The organism is Salana multivorans (genome assembly GCF_003751805.1).
In the GTDB taxonomy this organism is placed as follows: Bacteria; Actinomycetota; Actinomycetes; order Actinomycetales; family Beutenbergiaceae; genus Salana; species Salana multivorans.
Genome location: NZ_RKHQ01000002.1, coordinates 398,073 through 415,899 on the forward strand (window position 1 = coordinate 398,073; position 17,827 = coordinate 415,899).

At 72.6% G+C, this 17,827-nt stretch carries 11 protein-coding genes and 1 tRNA gene; 9 read left to right on the forward strand and 3 right to left on the reverse strand.

The genetic code is table 11. The annotated features are described in order from the left end of the window. The first annotated feature begins 232 nt into the window (after positions 1-232). The 4 genes from gltB to EDD28_RS14090 all read left to right on the forward strand — a co-directional run bounded on the left by gltB (position 233) and on the right by EDD28_RS14090 (position 8,567). Positions 233-4,813, forward strand: coding sequence for a glutamate synthase large subunit (gene gltB / locus EDD28_RS14075; RefSeq protein WP_123740404.1), 4,581 nt, complete (start codon positions 233-235; stop codon positions 4,811-4,813). Beyond that, on the forward strand, positions 4,806-6,266 hold the full coding sequence (locus EDD28_RS14080; protein ID WP_123740405.1) for a glutamate synthase subunit beta: 1,461 nt from the start codon (positions 4,806-4,808) through the stop codon (positions 6,264-6,266). Before gltB ends, EDD28_RS14080 begins: the two co-directional genes overlap by 8 nt. A gap of 99 nt (positions 6,267-6,365) precedes the next feature. After that, positions 6,366-7,802 (forward strand): pyruvate kinase, encoded by a 1,437-nt coding sequence (gene pyk / locus EDD28_RS14085; RefSeq protein WP_123740406.1) that lies wholly within the window; start codon positions 6,366-6,368, stop codon positions 7,800-7,802. A 117-nt stretch (positions 7,803-7,919) separates the two neighbouring features. After that, positions 7,920-8,567 carry a hypothetical protein gene (locus EDD28_RS14090; RefSeq protein ID WP_123740407.1) on the forward strand — a complete coding sequence of 216 codons (648 nt, stop codon included), beginning with the start codon at positions 7,920-7,922 and terminating at the stop codon, positions 8,565-8,567. Between the two features lie 679 nt (positions 8,568-9,246). Here EDD28_RS14090 and EDD28_RS14095 read toward each other — a convergent pair. Further along, positions 9,247-9,320 (reverse strand) — tRNA-Leu (locus tag EDD28_RS14095). A gap of 68 nt (positions 9,321-9,388) precedes the next feature. On the opposite strand from EDD28_RS14095, the gene EDD28_RS14100 reads away from it, so the two are divergent. Beyond that, the gene (locus EDD28_RS14100; RefSeq protein ID WP_170169543.1) at positions 9,389-10,015 is read left to right on the forward strand and encodes an ANTAR domain-containing response regulator; all 627 of its coding nucleotides are present in this window, start codon (positions 9,389-9,391) and stop codon (positions 10,013-10,015) included. Between the two features lie 122 nt (positions 10,016-10,137). Next, positions 10,138-10,923, forward strand: a complete 786-nt coding sequence (locus EDD28_RS14105; protein WP_148059632.1) for a GNAT family N-acetyltransferase — start codon at positions 10,138-10,140, stop codon at positions 10,921-10,923. Here the strand turns inward: EDD28_RS14105 and EDD28_RS14110 are convergent. Then, positions 10,818-11,285, reverse strand: a complete 468-nt coding sequence (locus EDD28_RS14110) for a PaaI family thioesterase (protein WP_123740410.1) — start codon at positions 11,283-11,285, stop codon at positions 10,818-10,820. The two genes, EDD28_RS14105 and EDD28_RS14110, sit on opposite strands and share 106 nt — an antisense overlap. 18 nt (positions 11,286-11,303) lie before the next feature. Between EDD28_RS14110 and polA the strand changes: the two genes are divergently transcribed. Then, entirely contained in the window at positions 11,304-14,003 is a 2,700-nt protein-coding gene (gene polA, locus EDD28_RS14115) for a DNA polymerase I (RefSeq protein ID WP_281272574.1), read from the forward strand. Between the two features lie 23 nt (positions 14,004-14,026). Beyond that, positions 14,027-15,178: a PIG-L family deacetylase gene (locus tag EDD28_RS14120; RefSeq protein WP_148059633.1), complete on the forward strand. Its 1,152-nt coding sequence runs from the start codon at positions 14,027-14,029 to the stop codon at positions 15,176-15,178. A gap of 54 nt (positions 15,179-15,232) precedes the next feature. Here the strand turns inward: EDD28_RS14120 and EDD28_RS14125 are convergent, their stop codons facing one another. Beyond that, the gene (locus EDD28_RS14125) at positions 15,233-16,048 is read right to left on the reverse strand and encodes a class I SAM-dependent methyltransferase (protein ID WP_245968091.1); all 816 of its coding nucleotides are present in this window, start codon (positions 16,046-16,048) and stop codon (positions 15,233-15,235) included. A 227-nt stretch (positions 16,049-16,275) separates the two neighbouring features. On the opposite strand from EDD28_RS14125, the gene rpsA reads away from it, so the two are divergent. Continuing rightward, entirely contained in the window at positions 16,276-17,733 is a 1,458-nt protein-coding gene (gene rpsA, locus EDD28_RS14130; RefSeq protein WP_123740412.1) for a 30S ribosomal protein S1, read from the forward strand. The last annotated feature ends 94 nt before the right edge of the window (positions 17,734-17,827 follow it).

Here is a 17,827-nt window from a genome sequence, read left to right on the forward strand (position 1 = left end):
CGACCTCGACTCGACCTCGATCAGGTTCGACGACCTCGTCGCACCTAACGACGGATCCCGACGCCCCGCGTAACACGCGCGAAATGCACGCGAAACCAGCGTTTCGGCGCGATGTCCGCGCGACATCCAGCCGTTATCTGCGCTGTGTATATTCGCGTCCCCGGGCCGACGGCGTCCCTCAACTGTTGGTCGATTGCCCCGCTCGTCGGCGGGGAGTGAGGACGGGTGCCGTATGGACACCGTGCACTGGATTCATGAGACGGGCCTGCCCGCTGCCTCCCGTCCTCCCGCTGCCACCGGCCTCTACGACCCCGTCTCCGAGCACGACGCGTGCGGCGTCGCGTTCGTCGCCACGCTGCGCGGGACGCCCGGTCGCGACATCGTCGACGCCGCGCTGACGGCGCTGGAGAACCTCGACCACCGCGGAGCCGTCGGCGCCGAGGTCGACACCGGCGACGGCGCCGGCATCCTCACCCAGGTGCCGGACGCGTTCCTGCGCGACGTCGTCGACGCCGAGCTGCCGCGGCCGGGCCACTACGCGATCGGGACGGCGTTCCTGCCGCAGGACCCCGCGGCGGCCGACGAGGCGGCGGCGAGGATCGCCGCGATCGTCGCGGAGGAGGGGATGGAGCTGCTCGCGTGGCGCGACGTCCCCGTCGTGCCGGACCTGCTCGGGCCGAGCGCGCGCGCCGCGATGCCGAGCTTCCGCCAGCTCGTCGTCGCCTCGCCGGACCGGGAGCTGACCGGGATCGACCTCGAGCGCCGCGCGTTCCGGATCCGCAAGCGGGCCGAGCGCGAGCTGGAGGTGTACCTCCCGTCGCTGTCGGGTCGCACGCTCGTCTACAAGGGCATGCTGCGCACCTCCCAGCTCGAGCCGTTCTTCCCCGACCTGTCCGACCCGCGCTACGCCAGCGAGCTGGCCCTCGTGCACTCGCGGTTCTCCACCAACACGTTCCCGTCGTGGCCCCTCGCGCAGCCGTTCCGCGGCATCGCGCACAACGGCGAGATCAACACGGTCCGGGGCAACCGGAACTGGATGTCGGCCCGCCAGGGCATGCTCGAGAGCGAGGAGCTGGGCGACCTGAGCCGGCTCCTGCCCGTCGTCACGCCCGGTGGCAGCGACTCCCAGTCCCTCGACGAGGTGCTCGAGCTGCTCCACCTCGCCGGCCGCTCGCTGCCGCACGCCGTCCTCATGATGGTCCCGGAGGCGTGGGAGAACCACGCCTCGATGGACCCGGACCTGCGCGCGTTCTACGCCTACCACGCGACCCTCATGGAGTCGTGGGACGGGCCGGCCTGCCTCACCTTCACGGACGGCTCGCTCATCGGCGCCGTGCTCGACCGCAACGGCCTGCGCCCCGGCCGGTACTGGGTGACGGAGGACGGGCTCGTCGTGCTCGCCTCGGAGGCCGGCGTGCTCGAGCTCGACCCCGCGACGGTCGTGACCAAGGGCCGCCTCGAGCCGGGCCGGATGTTCCTCGTCGACACCGCGGCCGGGCGGATCGTCCCGGACCACGAGGTCAAGGGTTCGCTGGCGGCCGAGCACCCCTACGCGCAGTGGCTCGCGGAGAACGAGATCGACCTCGCGGAGCTGCCCGAGCGCGAGCACGTCCACCACACCGCCTCGTCGGTCCTGCGCCGCCAGCGCACGTTCGGCTACACGGAGGAGGAGCTCCGCGTCATCCTCGGGCCGATGGCCGAGACCGGGGCGGAGCCGCTGGGCGCGATGGGGACGGACACGCCGATCGCGGTCCTCTCGCAGCGCCCGCGGCTGCTGTTCGACTACTTCACGCAGATGTTCGCCCAGGTGACGAACCCGCCGCTCGACGCGATCCGCGAGGAGCTCGTGACCTCGCTCGGCGGCGCGATCGGTCCCGAGCCGAACCTCCTGGCCGACACGCCGGAGCACGCGCGCAAGCTCGTCGTTCCGTTCCCCGTCCTCGACAACGACCAGCTCGCGAAGATCGTCAAGATCGACCGCGACCCCGAGATGATCGGCCGCTTCCGCGCGGTCGTCGTGCGCGGGACGTACCGCGTGGCCGGCGGCGAGTGGGCGCTGCGCGAGCGGCTCGTCGAGATCTGCGACCAGGTCGACCGGGCGGTCGCGAACGGCGCCAGCTTCATCGTGCTGTCCGACCGCGACTCGGACTCCGAGCACGCCCCGATCCCGTCGCTGCTCCTGCTGAGCGCCGTCCACCACCACACGGTCCGCAACCACACCCGCACCCAGATCTCGCTCGTCGTCGAGGCCGGCGACGTGCGCGAGGTGCACCACGTCGCGCTCCTCATCGGCTACGGGGCCGCGGCCGTCAACCCGTACCTCGCGATGGAGTCGGTCGAGGCGCTGGCGCGCGAGGGCTACGTCGACGTCGCGCCGGAGAAGGCCGTCGCCAACCTCATCAAGGCGCTCGGCAAGGGCGTGCTCAAGGTGATGAGCAAGATGGGCATCTCCACCGTCTCCTCCTACCGGGGAGCGCAGGTGTTCGAGGCCGTCGGCCTGTCCCGCGAGCTCGTCGCGGAGTACTTCACGGGGACGACCTCGCGGCTGGACGGCGTCGGGCTGCACATCATCGCGGCGGAGACGGCCGCCCGTCACGCGCTCGCCTACCCACGCTCGGGCGAGCAGCCGGCGCACACCGAGCTGCCGACGGGCGGGGAGTACCAGTGGCGTCGCGACGGGGAGGAGCACCTGTTCGACCCCGAGACCGTCTTCCGGCTCCAGCACTCGACGCGCGAGCGGCGCTACGACATCTTCAAGAAGTACACGTCGCGGGTGAACGACACCTCGCGCCGGCTGATGACCCTGCGCGGGCTGCTCCACCTCGTCCCGGACCGCGAGCCGATCCCGATCGAGGAGGTCGAGCCGGTCGAGGCGATCGTCACGCGGTTCAACACCGGCGCGATGAGCTACGGCTCGATCTCGCAGGAGACGCACGAGACGCTCGCGATCGCGATGAACACGCTCGGCGGCCGGTCCAACACCGGCGAGGGCGGGGAGTCGCCCGAGCGGCTGCACGACCCGCTGCGCCGCTCGCGCGTCAAGCAGGTCGCGTCGGGCCGGTTCGGGGTCACGGCGGACTACCTGACCTGCGCCGACGACCTGCAGATCAAGCTCGCCCAGGGCGCCAAGCCGGGCGAGGGCGGCCAGCTGCCCGGCCACAAGGTCTATCCGTGGATCGCGCAGACCCGGCACGCGACGCCCGGCGTCGGCCTCATCTCGCCCCCGCCACACCACGACATCTACTCGATCGAGGACCTTGCCCAGCTCATCCACGACCTGAAGAACGCGAACCCGCAGGCTCGGATCCACGTCAAGCTCGTCTCCGAGTTCGGCGTCGGGACGGTCGCGGCCGGCGTCTCGAAGGCGCACGCCGACGTCGTGCTCATCTCGGGCCACGACGGCGGCACCGGCGCGAGCCCGCTGACCTCGCTCAAGCACGCGGGGACGCCATGGGAGATCGGGCTCGCCGAGACCCACCAGACGCTCGTGCTCAACGACCTGCGGGACCGGATCACGGTCCAGGTCGACGGCCAGCTCAAGACCGGCCGCGACGTGGTCGTGGCCGCGCTGCTCGGCGCCGAGGAGTACGGCTTCGCGACGGCCCCCATGGTCGTGTCCGGCTGCATCATGATGCGCGTCTGCCACCTCGACACCTGCCCGGTCGGCGTCGCAACCCAGAACCCCGAGCTGCGCGCGCGGTTCAGCGGCAAGCCGGAGTTCGTCGTCACCTTCTTCGAGTACATCGCCCAGGAGGTCCGCGAGCTGCTCGCGGAGCTCGGCCTGCGCTCGCTGGACGAGGCGATCGGCCAGGTCCACCTCCTCGCCACCGACGAGGCGGAGAGCCACTGGAAGGCGCGCGGGCTCGACCTCGAGGCCGTGCTCGCCCGCCCCGTGCCGGCCCCCGGGTCCGGCATCACCAAGGTGCGCGAGCAGGACCACGGGCTCGAGCGGGCGCTGGACCGGCGGCTGATCGAGCTGGCCGCACCCGCGCTCGCGGACCGCACGCCGGTCACCGTCGAGCTGCCGGTGCGCAACGTCAACCGCACGGTCGGCACGATGCTCGGCCACGAGGTCGCGCGCCGCTACGGCGACGCCGGCCTGGCGGACGGGACGATCGACGTCACCCTCACCGGGACGGCCGGGCAGTCCTTCGGCGCGTTCGTGCCGCGCGGCATCACGCTGCGGCTGCTCGGCGACGCGAACGACTACGTCGGCAAGGGCCTGTCCGGCGGACGCCTCGTCGTGCGTCCCGACCACGCGGCCCGGTTCCGTGCCGACCAGCACGTCGTCGCGGGCAACGTCGTCGGGTACGGCGCGACGTCCGGCGAGATCTTCCTGTCGGGTCGCGCGGGGGAGCGGTTCGCCGTGCGCAACTCGGGCGCGACGCTGGTCGTCGAGGGCGTCGGCGACCACGCGCTGGAGTACATGACCGGTGGCACCGTCCTCGTCCTCGGCCCGACCGGCCGCAACGTCGCAGCCGGCATGTCGGGTGGGACGGCGTACGTCCTCGACCTCGAGCCGGACCGGCTCAACGCCGCCGCCCGCGACGGCGGCGAGGTGCTCCTGGAGCCGCTCGGCCCGGCGGACCGCGAGCTCGTCGCCGACCTCCTGCGTCGGCACGAGGCCGAGACCGGCTCCCCCCTGGCGCGCCACCTGCTCGCCGACCTCCCGGCTGCGCTGGACCGCATCACCATGCTGCTGCCGGCCGACTTCGCCCGGATGCGCACCGTCCTCGCCGAGGCCGAGGCCCAGGGGCTCGACCCCGCGATCCCCGGTGCGTGGGACCAGATTCTGGAGGCAGCTCATGGCTGATCACCGCGGATTCCTCACCCAGCGCGAGCGCGAGCTCCCGCCCTACCGTCCCGTCTCCGTCCGGCTGCGCGACTGGCGCGAGGTCCAGGCGGAGCGCTCGGGCGACAGCCCGTACCTCACCCGCCAGGCCGGGCGCTGCATGGACTGCGGCATCCCGTTCTGCCACGCCGGCTGCCCGCTCGGGAACCTCATCCCCGAGTGGAACGACCTCGTGTGGCGGGGGGAGTGGCGCGAGGCGAGCGAGCGGCTGCACGCGACGAACAACTTCCCGGAGTTCACCGGCCGGATCTGCCCGGCGCCGTGCGAGGACAGCTGCGTCCTCGGCATCAACCAGCCGCCGGTGACGATCAAGAACATCGAGGTGTCGATCATCGACGAGGCCTGGGAGCGCGGGTTCGTCGAGCCCGTCGTGCCCGGGCGGCTGACCGGCAGCACGGTCGCCGTCGTCGGCTCCGGCCCGGCCGGGCTGGCCGCGGCGCAGCAGCTCACGCGGGCCGGCCACACCGTCGTCGTGTTCGAGAAGGATGACGCCATCGGCGGCCTGCTGCGCTACGGCGTGCCGGACTTCAAGCTCGAGAAGGAGCACATCGACCGGCGCGTCGCGCAGATGGAGGCCGAGGGCACGCGGTTCCGGACCGGCGTCCACGTGGGCGTCGACCCCACGTGGGGTCAGCTCCGCGCGCGGTTCGACGCCGTCGTCGTCGCCATCGGCGCGTCGCTGCCGCGCGGGCTGCGGGTGAGCGGCGACGGCCTGCCGGGGGTCGTCAACGCGATGACCTACCTCACGCAGGCGAACGCGGCGGTCGCGGGCCGCGAGGTGCCGGACCAGATCGACGCGAACGGCCTCGACGTCGTCATCATCGGCGGCGGCGACACCGGGTCCGACTGCCTCGGGACGGCGCTGCGCCAGGGCGCGACGTCGGTCACGACGCTCGCGATCGGCTACGAGCCGCCGGCCGAGCGCCCGGCCGACCAGCCGTGGCCGACCACGCCGCGCGTGCTCGAGGTCTCCAGCTCCCACCAGGAGGGCGGCGTGCGGGAGTTCCTCGCCTCCACGGTGGAGCTGCTCGGGCAGGAGCGGGTCGAGGCGGTGCGGTTCGCCGAGACCGAGTACCTGCCCGACGGGCGACGGGTGCCGAAGCCGGGGACGGAGCGGGACATCCCGTGCGACCTGCTCCTCATCGCGATGGGCTTCTCGGGTCCGGACGCGCGCGACGCGACCGACCAGCTCGGGATCGAGATCGCCCCGCGCGGGGAGATCGCGCGCGGCGAGGACTTCCAGACCGCGCTGCCCGGCGTGTTCGTCGCGGGGGACGCCGGCCGCGGGCAGTCGCTCATCGTGTGGGCGATCGCCGAGGGTCGCTCCGTGGCCGCCGAGGTCGACCGGTACCTCACGGGGTCGAGCTCGCTGCCGGCTCCCGTGCGTCCCGGCGACGTCGGCTTCCGGGTCTAGCCCGTCCGTCCAGCCGCGTCCCACTAGCCGGCTCGCGGGTGTCATCATGCGGGACCTCCGGTGTCGGTGAGGTCCGCCTCGTCCCCTAGGCTGGGAGCCATGCGTAGAGCAAAGATCGTCTGCACCCTTGGGCCGGCAACGGCCTCCGCCGAGAAGATCCAGGAGCTGGTCGACGCCGGCATGGACGTCGCGCGGATCAACCGGTCCCACGGCGCCCCCGAGGAGCACGCCGCGGTCATCGCGAACGTGCGGGCCGCCGCCGAGCGCTCCGGCCGCGCCGTCGCCGTCCTCGTCGACCTCCAGGGCCCCAAGATCCGCCTCGAGCGGTTCGTCGAGGGCAAGCACCACCTCGCGGTGGGTGACGTCTTCACCATCACGACGCGGGACGTCGAGGGCACCAAGGAGCTCGTCGGCACCACGTTCAAGGGTCTGCCGGGCGACTGCAAGCCGGGCGACATCCTCCTGATCGACGACGGCAAGGTGCGCGTGCGCGTCACCGACGTGACGGACACCGACGTGACCACCGTCGTCGAGGTCGCCGGCTTCGTCTCGAACAACAAGGGCATCAACCTGCCGGGCGTCGCCGTGTCCGTCCCCGCGATGAGCGAGAAGGACATCGAGGACCTGCGCTGGGCGCTCGGCCTCAAGGCCGACTTCATCGCGCTGTCGTTCGTCCGCAGCGCGAAGGACTACGACGACGTCGCGGCGATCATGGCCGAGGAGGGCTACAAGGCCCCGGTCATCGCCAAGATCGAGAAGCCGCAGGCCGTCGACAACCTCGCCGAGATCGTCGACGCGTTCGACGGCATCATGGTCGCCCGCGGCGACCTCGGCGTCGAGCTGCCCCTCGAGCGCGTGCCGCTCGTGCAGAAGGAGGCCGTCGCGCTCGCGCGGCGCAACGCCAAGCCGGTCATCGTCGCCACCCAGGTGCTCGAGTCGATGATCTCCTCCCCGACGCCGACCCGCGCCGAGACGTCCGACTGCGCCAACGCCGTCCTCGACGGCGCGGACGCGGTCATGCTCTCGGGCGAGACCTCGGTCGGCGAGTACCCGATCATCTGCGTCCAGACGATGGCCCGGATCATCGAGGCCACCGAGGAGCACGGCCTCGAGCGGATCGCCGCGTTCGCCGGTGTCCCGCACACGCGGGGCGGCGTCATCACGCAGGCCGCGAACGAGATCGGCAAGACGCTCGACGCGAAGTACCTCGTCACGTTCACGCAGTCCGGCGACTCGGCGCGCCGCATGTCGCGCCTGCGCTCCCCGATCCCGCTGCTCGCGTTCACGCCGGACCCGCGCGTGCGCCGTCAGCTCGCCCTGTCCTGGGGCGTGCGGACGATCGTGACCCCCGGTGTCGCCAACACGGACGAGATGGTCGCGGAGGTGGACAAGGAGCTGCAGAGCACGGGCTACGCGTCCGCCGGTGACCGCGTCGTCGTCGTCGCCGGCGCCCCCGTCGGGCGTCCGGGCACCACCAACTTCATCCAGGTGCACACGATCGGGGACGAGTCCGACTACGCGCCGGCATCGGACTGACCGATCGCCGGGTCGTTCCTGCGAGGACGTGACCGCCGCGACACGCGGTGGTCACGTCCTCGCCGTGTCTGCGTCGGTGGTCCCGTCGGCGGTCGGCGGGGCCGCGCGGCGGTCGCCGTGACCGCTGCCGTCCTGCTGCTGAGCGGCTGCGCGAGCCCGCTGCCGGGGTTCCCCGGGTCGTCGGCGACGCCGCACGAGCCGACCTCGACGGGGTCCGCCGGGCTCGGCGACATCCCGCAGGGGTTCATCGAGTGCCACGGCGAGCCGCCCAAGGACGGGGAGCTCGTCGCCGACGTGGACCTCACGAAGCTGACGGCTCCCACCCCGCCCGGGTTCCGCACGGCGACCGGGTACCACGAGGACAACCCCGTCGAGGGCGCGTCCTCCGGCCAGTTCTGGGTGCCCGTGAACCAGCTCGACACCCTCGACGTCGCGAGCATCAACGTCTATCCGCAGATGGAGCTCGGACCGCTCGCGGTGACGTGCGACGAGATCTCCTGGCGCGAGATCGTCAAGCGGATCGAGCAGTACCACGAGATCAACGGCGCGCAGATCATCGAGGAGACGACGCGCTCGTCGGTGGCCGGGATGCCGGCCGTGCGCGAGGAGGTCAGCCTCCCCGACTCCGGGTACGACTACATCGGCTGGTGGATCTTCGGTCGCGGCCAGCTCGCCCACGTCTACTGCCAGTGGACCTCCGAGGCGGCCCGGCAGACCCTCGTCGACGCCTGCGACACGCTCGCCGCGACCATCGTCGTCGAGTAGAGGGCGGTCTCGGCGCGGGATGGTGCCGGGGGCGTCGCCGTGGCCACGTCTGAGCCGGGTCGTCGGTGGTATCCGGCTCAGCGGTGGCCACGGCCGTCGCGCTGGCCACGCCAGGGCCGGGTCGTCGGTGGCATCCGGCTCAGCAGTGGCCCCGGCCAAGGCCGTCACCGCCGCCGTTCCTGTTGCCGTGACCACGTCGGGGCCGGGTGGTCGGTGGTGTCCGGCTCAGCGGTGGCCACGGCCGTCGCGCTGGCCACGCCAGGGCCGGGTCGTCGGTGGCATCCGGCTCAGCAGTGGCCCCGGCCAAGGCCGTCACCGCCGCCGTTCCTGTTGCCGTGACCACGTCGGGGCCGGGTGGTCGGTGGTGTCCGGCTCAACGGTGGCCACGGCCGTCGCGCTGGCCACGCCAGGGCCGGGTCGTCGGTGGCATCCGGCTCAGCAGTGGCCCCGGCCGTCACCGCCACCGTCCCTGTCGCCGTGACCACGTCGGGGCCGGGTGGTCGGTGGTGTCCGGCTCAACGGTGGCCACGGCCGTCGCGCTGGCCACGTGGGAACCGGGTCGGCGGCAGGATGCGGTCCGGTGGTGGCCACCGCCGTCGTGCTGTCCCGGACCTCTGACCCGCGACCTGGACCTCACCTCGCGTCCGCGCCCGCCGGGGATGCGCCGGCCCGCGTCGGGTGCCCCGGAAGGGATTCGAACCCTTACTGTGCCGGGTTTGAGCCGACTGCCTCTGCCAGTTGGGCTACCGGGGCGTGCGGGGCACTAGGCTACCCGGGTGAGCACTCGTGAGCCGAACACCGGGCCGTCATCGCTGGAGGACATCGTGGACGTTTCCGAGGAGACCGACACCGGGGTCCAGGGCATCGGCCGCGGCCGCCGCGTCGTCGTCGCCGAGGACGAGGCGCTCATCCGGATGGACGTCGTCGAGACGCTGGCCGACGCCGGCTTCGACGTCGTCGGCGAGGCCGGTGACGGCGAGACCGCCGTCGCGCTCGCGACCGAGCTGCGCCCCGACCTCGTCGTCATGGACGTGAAGATGCCCGTCCTGGACGGCATCTCCGCCGCCGAGCGGATCGGCCGCGACCGCATCGCGCCCGTCGTCCTGCTCACGGCGTTCTCCCAGACCGAGCTCGTCGAGCGCGCCCGCGACGCCGGCGCCATGGCGTACGTCGTCAAGCCGTTCACGCAGGCCGACCTGCTGCCGGCCATCGAGATCGCCCTGCACCGGCACGCCGAGATCGTCGCGCTCGAGTCCGAGGTCGCCGACATGGCGGACCGGTTCGAGACGCGCAAGCGGGTCGACCGCGCCAAGGGCCTCCTCATGACGCGGATGGGCCTGACCGAGCCGGAGGCGTTCCGGTGGATCCAGAAGACGTCGATGGACCGCCGTCTCACGATGCGTGAGGTGGCCGACGCCGTCATCGACCAGGTCGGCGGCGACGCCTGAGCTCTTCCCGGCGCGCGCAGCGCCGGACGCGGTACAGATCGACCGAGGCTTTTCTCGACCAGGCTGGTTCCGACCAGCGACACGATGAGGTGAGGTGACTCGTGGTGCGAGCCGGAAGCACGGTGACGGCAGGGACCGTCGCGGACCGTGATCGCGTCGTCGACATCCTCATGGCGGCGCGGGAGGACCATCCCGTCGGCCCGCCGCTCGGCAGTCCCGAGCGGCACGTCCTCGCCGCGCGGATCGATGCCTTCCTGGCATCGGGCCTCGGCCGGGCCTCGCTCGCCTCGGCGTCCGGGCTCGACGTCGGCCTCGCGATCTGCCGGCGTCAGGAGCCGGGGCTCTTCTCCGAGTCGCCGTGGCTGGAGATCGAGGTGCTGTACGTCCGCCCCGAGTACCGTCGCCGCGGCGCCGGCCGGCTCCTGCTCGCCGACCAGCTCGCGTTCGCCCAGGAGCTCGGGCTCGACCGGATCGTCACCCAGCCCGTGAGCGGCACCCGGTCCGAGGCCCGGTTCCTCTCCCGGCTCGGCTTCGCGCCGGTCGGGGCGCGACGCAGCGTCGAGGTCGTCCAGCTCGCCCGTCGGCTCGAGCCCGAGTCGCCGCGCCGCGGCATCGAGTCGCTGATCAAGCGGCGCCGCGCCCTCTCCGGCGTGACACCGCCGCGCGGCATCCCGATCCTGAGCGACGTCTCCGAGATCGACCCCGCGCTGCTCGACCCGGCTCCGGCCGAGGAGACGAGCGAGCGCGGGGACGGCGGGACGCAGGCCCGACCCGACGCGGCGACGCCGGCGGCCCCGGCGGATCAGTCCGAGAGCAGCAGGCAGGTCAGGCGTGCGGAGCTGATGAGGCGCTCGTCCCCGTCGGCCGCGTCGCTGCCCTCCGGGCGGACGGTGAGCTCGACCAGGTAGGTCGCGGTCGTCCGGCCCAGGTGCTGGGCGCGGGCCGTGGCCGTGACGATCCCGTCGCGGGCGCCTCGGTGGTGCGTGATCGACAGCTCCAGCCCGACGGCGTGGGCGCCGCCGCCCGGGTGCCGCTGCTGCGCGTGGGCGTTCGCCGCGAACGAGCCGACCGTCTCGGCCAGGGCGGCGCTGGCGCCCCCGTGCAGCAGCCCGTACGGCTGGGTGTTGCCGGCGACCGGCATCGTGGCGACGCACTCCTGCGGGCTCAGGCTCACGATCCGCACGCCGAGGCGTTCGGCGAGGGTGCCGAGGCCGGGGAGGAGCTGCGGTCGGGGCGTCGGCTGACTCGGGGTGGTCTCGATGTCGGACATGCCTCTTAGGCTGTCACCGTGACCGTGACACCTCCCGACACCACGCCGCCCACCACCGATGCCCGGGTGCTCCTCATCGACGGGCACTCGATGGCCTTCCGGGCGTTCTTCGCCCTGCCGGTGGAGAACTTCGCGACCACGTCGGGCCAGCCGACGAACGCGGTGTACGGGTTCACGTCGATGCTGCTCAACCTGATCCGGGACTTCGCGCCGACGCACCTCATGGTCGCGTGGGACGTCTCGCGCGCCTCCTTCCGGACGACGGAGTACGCCGAGTACAAGGGCACGCGCTCGGCGACGCCGTCGGAGTTCAAGGGCCAGATCCCGCTCATCCACGACGTGCTGGGCGCGCTGTCGATCCAGCACGTCGGGATCGACGGGGTCGAGGCGGACGACGTGCTCGCCACGATGGCGACGCGGTCGGCGGAGGCCGGCGCCCAGGTGCTCGTCTGCTCCGGGGACCGGGACACGTTCCAGCTCGTCTCCGACCGGGTCACGGTGCTCTACCCGCGCAAGGGCGTGTCCGACCTCGTGCAGATGGGGCCCGCCGAGGTGCAGGAGAAGTACGGCGTCACGCCCGAGCGCTACCCGGACCTCGCCGCGCTCGTCGGTGAGACGAGCGACAACCTGCCGGGCGTCCCCGGCGTCGGTCCGAAGACGGCGGCCAAGTGGATCGCGGCCTACGGCGGTCTCGAGGGCATCGTCGCCCACGTCGGCATGATCACCGGCAAGGCGGGGGACAGCCTGCGCGAGAACCTCGCCCAGGTGGTGCTCAACCGGCGCCTCAACGGTCTGCTGCGGGACGTCGAGGTCCCGTTCTCCCTCGAGGACATCGCGCGCGGCCCGATCGACCGCGCGGCGGTCCACGAGGTGTTCGACGCGCTGCAGTTCACCGTTCTGCGCGATCGGCTGTTCCAGCTCCTGCCGCAGGACGAGGGCAAGGAGGAGGTCGCGAGCCTCACGCTGCAGCACGAGCGACCCGAGCCGAAGGCTCTCGGCGCGTGGCTCGCGGCCCGCGGCGACTCCATCGGGCTCGAGGTGGTCGGCCGGTTCGCGGGGGGAGCCGGCGACGCGTGGGCCCTCGCGGTCGCCGACGCCGACGGCGTCGGGACGGTGCTCGACCTCACGGCACTCGACCCGGACGACGACCGGGCCCTCGCCGACTGGCTCGCCGACCCTGAGCGCACCGTCGTCGTGCACGACGCCAAGACGGCGACGCACCTGCTCGCGACGCGGGGCTACCGCCTGCGGGGCGTCGTCTTCGACACGCTGCTCGCCGCCTACCTGTGCCACCCCGACCAGCGCACCTACGACCTGGACGACCTTGCGGTCCGCTACCTGCAGCGCGAGCTGCCCCGGGTCGACGAGGCCGCGGCCGACCAGCTCGCGCTCGACCTGACCGGCGAGGGGGAGGACCTGTCGGCGCTGGCCAGGGCGGTCGCGGTCCGCGAGCTGCGGGCCTCGCTCGCGGCCGACGTCGACGCGCGCGGAGCCGGCGGACTGCTGGAGAGCGTCGAGCTGCCGCTCCAGGCGGCGCTCATCGCGATGGAGGACGCGGGGATCGCGGCCGACCTGTCGTACCTGCGCGCGATCGAGGCCGAGTTCGACTCCGCGGTCGAGCGCGCGGCCGCCGGCGCCTACGAGGCGATCGGTCGCCAGGTGAACCTCGGCTCGCCGAAGCAGCTCCAGGAGGTGCTGTTCGACCAGCTCGACATGCCGCGCACGCGTCGCACGAAGACGGGCTACACGACGGACGCCGAGGCCCTCGCCGAGCTGTACGCCAAGACCGGCCACCCCTTCCTCGAGTACCTGCTCGCGCACCGGGAGGCGATCCGCCTGCGCCAGACCGTCGAGGGGCTGCTGCGGTCCGTCGCGCCGGACGGGCGGATCCACACGACGTTCCAGCAGACCGTCGCGGCGACCGGCCGCCTCTCCTCGGCCGACCCGAACCTGCAGAACATCCCGATCCGCACCGAGGAGGGCAACCGGATCCGCGAGGGGTTCGTCGTCGGCGAGGGGTACGAGTGCCTGCTCACGGCCGACTACTCCCAGATCGAGATGCGGATCATGGCGCACCTGTCGGAGGACGCGGGGCTCATCGAGGCCTTCCGCTCGGGCGAGGACCTGCACCGCTACGTCGGCTCGCGCGTGTTCGGCGTGGCACCGGCCGACGTCACCTCGGCCATGCGCGCGAAGATCAAGGCGATGTCCTACGGGCTGGCCTACGGGCTGTCGGCGTTCGGCCTCTCGCGCCAGCTCGGCATCGAGGTGAGCGAGGCCCGCGGCCTCATGGACGACTACTTCGAGCGGTTCGGGGGCGTGCGCGACTACCTCACGGGCGTCGTCGACGACGCCCGCAGGGACGGCTTCACCGAGACCATCCTCGGGCGCCGGCGGTACCTGCCGGACCTGCTGAGCGACAACCGCCAGCGTCGCGAGATGGCCGAGCGGATGGCGCTCAACGCGCCCATCCAGGGATCGGCGGCGGACATCGTCAAGGTCGCGATGATCGGCGTGCAGCGCGAGCTCGCGGAGCGGGAGCTGGGCTCGCGGCTGCTGCTCCAGGTGCACGACGAGCTCGTCCTCGAGGTCGCCCCGGGGGAGCGCACCGAGGTGGAGGCGATCGTGCGGGAGCAGATGGCCGGGGCGGCCGAGCTGTCGGTGCCGCTCGACGTGAGCGTCGGCGTCGGGCGGAGCTGGCGCGAGGCCGGTCACTGAGGTCGGTGGTGAAGGTCGGCCGGGTGTCGCGGGGACGACCACGGACGCGCTACCGCGCGTGGGTCGCGCTCGTCGGCCTCGTCGCCGTGCTCGCCGCCGGCACGTGGGGTCTGACGGGCGCGCAGCCTCGCCCGGGGACCGACGCCTGGGCGCTGTCCGCGGTGCAGGACGCGCGATTCGTCGCCGCCGATCCCGCGACCGCACCAGTCCCCGTGGCCGAGTCGCCGATCCGGCCGGGGTGCGTCGGGGCGCACGTCGCGAGCGGAGGTGCCGAGCCGGCGCACGCTGACGGCGCCGAGCCGCAGACCGGCGACGCGTCAGCGGACGACGGCGCGATCGAGGGCGACATGGTCCTGTCGGTGTGGGCCCACCCCGACGACGACCTCGTGTTCATGAACCCGGGCATCGCCGACGACCTCCAGGCGGGGGAGTGCGTCTCGACGGTCTTCCTCACCGGCGGGGACGCCGGAGCCGGCCAGGACCGGGCGACGGCGCGCCAGCGCGGCGTCATGGCGGCCTACGACGACCTCATGGGACGCGAGACCACCTGGCACGAGGTCCGGGTCGTGCTGGGCTCGGGCGTCGAGGCGTCCGTGTGGACGCCGGACGGCGACGATCGCGTCTCGCTCACGTTCCTCGACCTCCCGGACGGGAACACCGGCGGTCAGGGCTTCGCCGCGACGCACCACGAGACGCTGCCGCGGCTGCTCGCCGGCGATCTGCCCGAGCTGCACCCCGTCGACGGCGCCCCGGCGGTCACCCGCACCGCGCTCGTCTCCGCGCTCGAGGAGATCGTCACGCTGCTCGAGCCCGACCACGTCGTCACCTCGATCCCGGATGGGGCGCCCGGCGCCGTCGACGACCCCACCCGGCCCGACCACCCGGACCACCGAGCGGCCGGCGCGGTGACCCGGGAGGCGCTTCTCGACGTCGGGTTCGACCTGGACCGGGTCGACTTCCTCGTGGGCTACCCGTCCTACGACCTGCCGGTCAACCTCGGCGGTGACGAGCTCGTCGACAAGGTGCTGGCGTTCCGCCGGTACGCCCAGTACGACGAGACGTCCTACTGCGCCGACTACACCTCGTGCCTACACCACGGACGGCTCGGGCAGTGGCTCCAGCGCCACTACGTCATGACCGAGGACGAGCTCTACCCCGCGGGCACCCCGGACTGACGCTCACCGGCCGCGGGGAGGCGCAGGCTCGCCGCCCGCGGTGCCCGTCGCTGGTCACGCGAGCCGGCAGGACAGGACGACCGTCCCCGGCAGGTGCGACGCCCGCAGCTCGCTCCAGCCGCCCCAGGTCTCGCGTCCCGGCTGCCACTCCGGCTCGGTGAGGCCGACGACGACGAAGCCGGCCCCGACCGCCTCGGCCACGAGCCGGCCGAGCGGGCGGTGGTACTCGGCGTAGACGATGTCGCCGTCGGCGGTGCGCTCGACGTAGGGACGGGTGTCGAAGTAGGAGGACGTCGCGGTGAGGCCGCCGGGACCCGGGTCGTCGGGGAAGGCCCAGCGCACGGGGTGCGTCGTCGAGAACACCCACCGGCCGCCCGGCCGGAGCACCCGCGCGACCTCGCGGTGCACCTGACCGGCGTCGGCGACGAACGGCAGCACGCCGTAGGAGGTGAAGACCACGTCGAACGCGCCGTCCGGGAACGGGAGGTCGCGCGCGTCCGCGCGCACGAGCGGCACCTCGATGCCCGTCGCCGCGTCCAGCTCGCGTGCCGCCGCGAGCATGCCGTCGGAGACGTCGGTCGCGACGACGTCGACGCCGCGCGCCCGCAGCCACCGTGCGCACTGCGCCGCCCCGGCCCCCACCTCGAGCACCCGCAGCCCGACGAGCTCCTCGGGCTCGCCGAGCAGGCGGGCGTCCTCCTCGCGCAGCCCCTCGGGGCCCCAGGTGAAGTCGGCGGCCCCGAGCGCCGCCCCGTGCTCCGCGAGGTACTCGCTCGCGTTGGCGTCCCACCAGCGGCGGGCGGCGTCGGTGCCCCGCGCGTCGTCGTCCTCGTACCCGGCGAAGGCCGGGGCTGGCAGCCCGGTGTCCACGGTCCGTCCCTTCCCGTCGGGGGTGTCGTCGCGGGGGCGCGACGGCCTCCAGGCCCAGTGTGTCGGTCCCGCGCGTGCGGTAAGGTGTCATGCGGTGCGTCTTGCGGCGCGCCAGTTGTCGTGCCCGCGAACAGGTGCCTGGACCCAGTGCCCAGCGTGCCACGCCCGTCCGGCCGACGACACGTCCAGTTCACCACGACACCTGTCCGCATCGGAGCTTCTCCTACATGACCATCTCCACCCCCGCCCCGACCGTCCCGCAGGTCGCCGTCAACGACATCGGCTCGGACGAGGACTTCCTCGCAGCCGTCGACGCGACCATCAAGTACTTCAACGACGGTGACATCGTCGAGGGCACCATCGTCAAGGTCGACCGCGACGAGGTCCTTCTTGACATCGGCTACAAGACGGAGGGGGTCATCCTCTCCCGCGAGCTCTCCATCAAGCACGACGTCGACCCGTCGGAGGTCGTCTCCGTCGGTGACGTCGTCGAGGCGCTCGTCCTCCAGAAGGAGGACAAGGAGGGCCGCCTCCTCCTGTCCAAGAAGCGCGCTCAGTACGAGCGGGCCTGGGGCACCATCGAGAAGATCAAGGAGGAGGACGGCGTCGTCACCGGCACCGTCATCGAGGTCGTCAAGGGTGGACTCATCCTCGACATCGGCCTGCGCGGGTTCCTCCCGGCCTCCCTCGTGGAGATGCGTCGCGTCCGCGACCTCCAGCCGTACGTCGGCAAGGAGATCGAGGCGAAGATCATCGAGCTCGACAAGAACCGCAACAACGTCGTGCTCTCGCGTCGCGCGTGGCTCGAGCAGACGCAGTCCGAGGTCCGTTCCACGTTCCTCTCCTCGCTCGCCAAGGGCCAGGTGCGTCCCGGTGTCGTGTCCTCGATCGTGAACTTCGGTGCGTTCGTCGACCTCGGCGGGGTCGACGGTCTCGTCCACGTCTCCGAGCTGTCCTGGAAGCACATCGACCACCCGTCCGAGGTCGTCGAGGTCGGCCAGGAGGTCACGGTCGAGGTGCTCGACGTCGAGCTCGACCGCGAGCGCGTCTCCCTGTCGCTCAAGGCGACGCAGGAGGACCCGTGGCAGCAGTTCGCGCGGACCCACGCCATCGGCCAGGTCGTCCCGGGCAAGGTCACGAAGCTCGTCCCGTTCGGTGCGTTCGTGCGCGTCGAGGACGGCATCGAGGGTCTCGTCCACATCTCCGAGCTCGCCGTGCGTCACGTCGAGGTCCCGGAGCAGGTCGCGAAGGTCGGCGAGGAGGTCTTCGTCAAGGTCATCGACATCGACCTCGAGCGTCGCCGCATCTCGCTGTCGCTCAAGCAGGCCAACGAGGGTGTCGACCCGTCCTCGGACGACTTCGACCCGAGCCTCTACGGCATGGCGACGGAGTACGACGACCAGGGGAACTACAAGTACCCCGAGGGCTTCGACGCGGAGACCAACGAGTGGATGGAGGGCTTCGACGCCCAGCGCGAGGAGTGGGAGCGGCAGTACGCCGAGGCCCAGTCCCGCTGGGAGGCCCACAAGAAGCAGGTCGCCGCGGCGATCGAGGCGGACGCCGACTCCGGCGACGCGGACGTCCTCGAGACCGCGACGTACAGCTCCGCCCCGGCCGGCCCCGCCGGCACGCTGGCCTCGGACGAGGCGCTCGCCGCGCTTCGCGAGAAGCTGACGGGTGCGTGAGCCGCTCGTTCGCTGAGCTGCTGACTCGCTGAGTCGAACCGGCGCCCCGGTCACCGCCCGCACGGGCGGTGACCGGGGCGCCGTCGTTCCGTCC